Source organism: Actinoplanes sp. NPDC051633 (assembly GCF_040681735.1).
Taxonomy (GTDB): domain Bacteria; phylum Actinomycetota; class Actinomycetes; order Mycobacteriales; family Micromonosporaceae; genus Actinoplanes.
Genome location: NZ_JBFAZH010000444.1, coordinates 1 through 5795, shown reverse-complemented (window position 1 = coordinate 5795; position 5795 = coordinate 1). Strand labels below are relative to the sequence as shown.

General features: G+C 71.4%; 3 protein-coding genes and 1 pseudogene. 3 read left to right on the top strand and 1 reads right to left on the bottom strand.

The features are described 5' to 3' along the window. A partial coding sequence (locus tag AB0M20_RS23305) for a LacI family DNA-binding transcriptional regulator (RefSeq protein ID WP_364301407.1) occupies positions 1-132 on the bottom strand: 132 nt, incomplete at its 3' end. 301 nt (positions 133-433) lie between these two features. Here AB0M20_RS23305 and AB0M20_RS23300 point away from each other — a divergent pair. The 3 genes and pseudogenes from AB0M20_RS23300 to AB0M20_RS23290 form a co-directional block, all read left to right on the top strand. Beyond that, complete coding sequence (locus AB0M20_RS23300; protein ID WP_364301405.1) at positions 434-3022, top strand: carboxylate--amine ligase/circularly permuted type 2 ATP-grasp protein; 2589 nt, start codon at positions 434-436, stop codon at positions 3020-3022. Between the two features lie 70 nt (positions 3023-3092). Further along, entirely contained in the window at positions 3093-4865 is a 1773-nt protein-coding gene (locus AB0M20_RS23295; protein ID WP_364301403.1) for an N-acetylglutaminylglutamine amidotransferase, read from the top strand. Positions 4866-4887: 22 nt separating this feature from the next. Continuing rightward, positions 4888-5795 (top strand): annotated as a pseudogene (locus AB0M20_RS23290) (S9 family peptidase); the annotation flags it as partial.

Sequence of the window (5795 nt, the reverse complement as noted above, 5' to 3'; positions counted from 1 at the left end):
CTCGTCGATGGCCGCCAGCACGCGCCGGCGGGTGCGCTCGGAGATGGGCCGCTTACCGGTCATCACATAGGAGACGGTGCTCTGCGAGACGCCGGCCAGCCGCGCGACGTCCTTGCTCGTGAACGCGGCCACGCCACCCCCTTCGAGGGATCATCGATACGAATCGACGAAACGTATCGACGACCATACGACGCGACCCGGGCGGTAGGCAAGTACCGGCCGGACCGAAATCACAACGCTCTGAACTGCGCAAATACCGCCGGCCGAAGGGCGGATCGAAGCCTTGCCGGGTTTCTGGCACTTCGTCGCCAGATGGCCTCCGGACCGCAGCGTGCATGCTTGACCTGCCGAGGAAATGGGCACGTCACATGCCTGGCACATGAACTCGCGAGGCTCCGGCGATGGGCGAAACGGGGCGAACGAAGGCGGTCTCATGACGGAGTCACTGAAGGTCACGGCGGGCGACGGGGAGGGGGGCACCGGCACCACCACCGAACTGACCCTGGGTGTCGAGGAGGAGCTGCACGTCGTCGACCTCAAGACCCGGGAGCTGGTGCCGCGGGCGCCGGAGGTGCTCGAGCTGCTCGACCCGGCGCACTTCTCGGCAGAGCTGCACCGCTCCGTGGTGGAGACCAACACCTCGGTCACCCCCACCCTCGACGGGCTGCGCGAAGGCATCGTCAAGCTGCGCCGCGACGCCATCGGCGTCGCCGAGTCACTCGGCCTGGGCCTGGTCGCGGCCGGCACGGTGCCGCTGGTCGACCTCGACGCGCTGCCGGTCACGCCGACCTCGCGCTTCCGGCGGATGCTGGACGAATATCAGATGCTGGCCCGCGAGCAGCTGATCTGCGGCGCGCAGGTGCACGTGGGCATCAGCGACCGTGACGAGGCGGTGTCCGTGGCTCAGCGGGTGGCGCCCGCGCTGCCGGTGCTGCTCGCGCTCTCCGCCAGCTCGCCGTACTGGATGGGCGAGGACTCCGGGTACGCCAGCGTCCGCTCTCTGGTCTGGCTGCGCTGGCCGACCGCCGGCGACAGCGGCGAGGTGATCTCGGCGGCGGACCATGACGCGCTGGTCGCCGACCTGATCGCATCCCGCACGATCAGCGACCCCAAGATGGTCTATTTCGATGTACGCCCGTCGGCCCACGTGCCCACGGTCGAGCTGCGGGTGACCGACGCGTGCCCCGACGTCGACACCGTCGTGCTGCTGGCCGGGCTCTTCCGCGGGCTGGTGCTGCGGGCGCGGCAGGACTATCGGGCGGGCCGGCCCCTGGAGCGCACCCGGCCGCCGGTGCACCGCGCGGCGATGTGGCGTGCGGCCCGTTCCGGGCTCGAGGGCGATCTGCTCGACCTGCCCCGCTCGCCGGTGCCCGTGCCCGCCGCGGTCGCGGTCGAGCGGCTGGTCGGCGATCTCCGGCCGCAGCTCGAGGAGCTGGGCGACTGGGAGCAGGTCTTCGACATGAGCGTGCAGGCGCTCAGCCGGGGCAGTTCGGCGGCCCGGCAGCGGCGCGCGATGACCCGCCGCGGCCGCATCACCGACGTGGTCGACCTGGTGGTCGCGGACACCCGCGGCGGCGCGACCGGCATCGGCCCGGACGGCCAGACCGTGCCGGCCGGCCTCGTGCCCTACGCGGCCGTGGGCGACGAGGCCTTCCCGGGCGGCGACGTGACGCCGGCGTACCAGGGAATTCTCAATGTTCTGTCGGCCCTCGGCAGTGCCGGGCTGCGGCGGCGCGAGGATCAGCGGGACGACGAGCAGCGCTCGCGGGGCATCACCTTCAGCGTGGCGGGCGAGGCGGCCATGCGGCTGTTCCCGTTCGACCTGGTGCCGCGCATCGTGCCGGCGGACGACTGGGCGGACCTCAAGAAGGGCCTGGTGCAGCGGGTCCGCGCACTGGACGCGTTCGTCGGCGACGTCTACGGCGACCGGCTCGCGGTCAAGGACGGCGTGATCCCTGACTGGGTGATCGACGGCTCGCCGGAGCTGCGGCCCAGCGGCGCGCTGATCTCCCGCCCCGGGGTGCGCGCGCAGGTGGCCGGCGTCGACCTGGTCCGCGACGGCGACGGCCGCTGGTGTGTGCTCGAGGACAACCTGCGGGTGCCGTCCGGCATCGGGTACGCGATGCAGAACCGCCGGCTGACCGAGGCGGTGCTGCCCGAGTTACCGCGCCCGGCGGACCTGCTCGACATCGAGGGCACGCCCGCGCTGCTCAAGCAGGCTCTGCTCGACGCCGCCGGCCCGTCGGCCGCTGACGACCCGCAGGTGGTGGTGCTCAGCCAGGGCCCGGACGACTCGGCGTGGTTCGAGCACCGCATGCTGGCCGAGGAGATGGGTGTTCCGGTGATCCGCAGCACCGAGCTCTTCGTCGACGACGGCATCGTGCACCGGATCCGGGACGGCAAGCGTTACCGGGTGGACGTGATCTACCTGCGGATGAATGAGGACAGCCTGGTCCACTCCCCCGGCGCGGACGGCATGCCGCTCGGGCCGTCGCTCGTGTCGGCCCTGCACGCGGACACCGTCGTGCTGGCCAACGCGCTGGGCAACGGCATCGGCGACGACAAGGCCGTGTACGCGTACGTGCCGCGGCTGATCGAGTACTACCTCGGCGAGAAGCCGCTGCTGGCGGACGTGCCCACCTACCTGTGCGGCATCCCGGAGCAGAAGGCCGAGGTGCTGGGCCGGCTCGAGGAGCTGGTCTGCAAGCCGGTGGACGGCTACGGCGGCGACCGGATCGTGATCGGGCCGCACGCGTCGGCCGCCGACCTGGCCGCGGTCCGGCGACAGATCAACGCCGCGCCGCACCGCTGGGTGGCCCAGGAGCTGGTGAACCTCTCCACGCACCCGGTCTTCGACGGCCACCAGCTCGCGCCGCGGCACGTCGACCTGCGCGCGTTCATCTTCAGCGGCCGCGAGTCGGTGGTCGCGCCCGCCGCCCTGACCCGGGTGGCGCCCGCCGGCAGCATGATCGTCAACTCGTCCCGCGGCGGCGGTTCGAAGGACACGTGGCTGCTGGGTTGAGAGCGTTACGACGCCGTCACAGGAACGCAACATTGCACCCCCACCCTGATGAATCTTGGGAGGTCCCACCATGTGTGGAATCGCCGGTGAACTCCGGTTCGACGGACGGCCCGCGGACACCGAGGCGGTCCGCCGGATGCTGCCGTGCCTGGAGTCGCGCGGCCCGGACGGCGAGGGCTTCTTCGCCCGTGACGCGGTCGCGTTCGGCCATCGACGCCTCAAGATCATCGACCTGTCGGAGGCCGGCGGCCAGCCGATGACCGACGACGAGCTCGGGCTCACCATGGTCTTCAACGGCTGCATCTACAACTACCAGGAGCTCCGCTCCTCGCTGATCGACAGCGGCTACAAGTTCTTCTCCACCTCCGACACCGAGGTGATCATCAAGGCCTACCACCGCTGGGGCGCCGACTGCGTCAAGCATTTCCTCGGCATGTTCGCCTTCGCGATCCTCGAGCACGAGACCGGCACCGTCACGCTGGCCCGCGACCGTCTCGGCATCAAGCCGATGTACCTGGCCGAGACGCCCGGCCGGCTGCGCTTCGCCTCCAACCTGCCGGCCCTGCTGGCCGCCGGCGACGTCGACACCTCGCTGGACAAGGTCGCGCTGCAGCACTACATGACGTTCCACTCGGTGGTGCCCGCGCCGCGGACGATCATCTCGGGGGTGCGCAAGCTGCCGCCGGCCACGATCCGGACCATCAAGGCCGACGGCACCGCACAGGACCGGGTCTACTGGGAGGCCGACTTCACCCGGCGCCTCGACTACTCCCGCGAGCAGTGGGCGCACGAGGTCGGCCGGGCGCTGCGGCTCGCGGTCGAGCGGCGGATGGTCGCCGACGTGCCGGTCGGGGTGCTGCTCTCCGGCGGGCTCGACTCGAGCTTCATCGTGGCGCTGCTGGCCGAGCAGGGACAGCGCGGGCTGACCACGTTCAGCATCGGCTTCGAGGCGGCGGCGGGCGAGCAGGGCGACGAGTTCGCCTACTCCGACGTCATCGCCAAGCAGTTCGACACCGTGCACCACCAGATCCGGATCGGCCGGGACCGCTTCCTGCCGGCCGTGACCCGGACCGTGGCGGCGATGAGCGAGCCGATGGTCAGCCATGACTGCGTGGCGTTCAACCTGCTCAGCGAGGACGTGTCCAAGACCATCAAGGTGGTCCAGTCGGGGCAGGGCGCCGACGAGATCTTCGCCGGGTACAGCTGGTACCCGCCGCTGGCCGGCGTCGACCGGGACGCGGCGGTCGGCGCGTACGCGACGGAGTTCTTCGATCGGTCGCACGGCGACCTCGCCCGGCAGCTCAGCCCCGAGTGGTACGACGAGCGGGACGTCAGCCGCGAGTTCGTGGCGGCGAGCTTCGCCCGGCCCGGCGCGGCCACCGCGGTCGACGCGGCGCTACGGCTGGACTCGCAGGTCATGCTCGTCGACGACCCGGTGAAGCGGGTGGACAACATGACGATGGCGTGGGGCCTGGAGGCACGGGTCCCGTTCCTCGACCACGAGCTCGTCGAGCTGGCCGCCGCGTGCCCGCCGGAGCTGAAGCTCGCCCAGGGCGGCAAGGGCGTTCTCAAGGACGCCGCACGCGGTGTGGTGCCCGACGAGGTCATCGACCGGACCAAGGGATACTTCCCCGTTCCGGCCATCCGGCACCTCGAGGGGCCCATGCTGGAGATGGTGCGCGACGCCCTTTACGCACCTGCTGCGAGGACACGCGGATTGTTCCGGCCGGAGTACGTTGACGCGCTCCTGGCCGACCCCAATACTCCTCGCACGACCCTCGGTGCGAACCAGTTGTGGCAGCTGGCTCTGCTCGAGATGTGGCTGCAGGACAAGGGGATCTGACTAAAAGTCGAAGGGGGCCTGGATGACCGGTCAGCTCAACCGTGTCGACGTCGCCGTGCTGCCGATCGGGTGGAGCTCGACTCCGCTCGCCTCGGAGGCCAGTGGCAGTTGGTCACCGGGCCTCTCCCCGGACGGCCGGCACGCGGCGTACGTGTCGGACCGCAGCGGCACCCCCAAGGTCTGGGTGCAACCGGTCGGCAGTGAGCTGACCTTCCTCGTCGACACCGGCGATGCCCCCGTCATGGCGGTCCAGTGGTCCACCGGCGGCGGCTGGCTGGCCTGTCTGCTGGCGCCGGGCGGCGCCCCCCGGCACGAGGTGTGGCTGGTCCGGCCGGACGGCTCCGAGCTGCACCAGGTGGCCGGCTTCGGCGCCGACACCGCCGACAACATGCGCTGGCTGCCCGGCCGATCCCTGCTGGCGGTCACCGAGAACCTCACGACCACCCTGATCATCGACCCGGTGACCGGGTCACGGGCCGTCGTCGCCACGGGCGAGCTGATCTCGCTGCTCGACGTGAGCGGAGGGCGGGCGTTGCTGCGGCGAGGCCCGCGAGGGGCGCGGCACGTGGTCGTGCGCGACCTGTCGACCGGCGCCGAGGAGCACGTGACCAGCGGCCAGGAAGCCGTCTTCGCGCCCGACGGGTCGATCTGGGCCCTCTCCGACGCGGCCGAGGTCCCGCAACTCATGCACGGCTCCACGGTGGTCGCCGCGCGCGCCCACGCCGAGGTCGAGGCCTTCGCGCTGACCACCGACGGCCGCAAGGCGGCGGTGCTGTGGAACGAGCGCGGCGGCCGCTCCGCGCTGACGGTCCTCTCCGCCGAGGACGGGCGGTCGGAGACCGTGCCGCTGCCCGGGTGGGTGGTCAGCGGCCCGTCCTGGTCCACCGACGGAAGCACGCTGGCCTTCACCGCCGAGGGGCCGGGCGGGCC

Excerpts from the sequence above, each read along its gene's own strand:
- AB0M20_RS23300 (WP_364301405.1), top strand. The coding sequence starts at position 434 with ATGACGGAGTCACTGAAGGTCACGGCGGGCGACGGGGAGGGGGGCACC.
- AB0M20_RS23295 (WP_364301403.1), top strand. The coding sequence starts at position 3,093 with ATGTGTGGAATCGCCGGTGAACTCCGGTTCGACGGACGGCCCGCGGAC.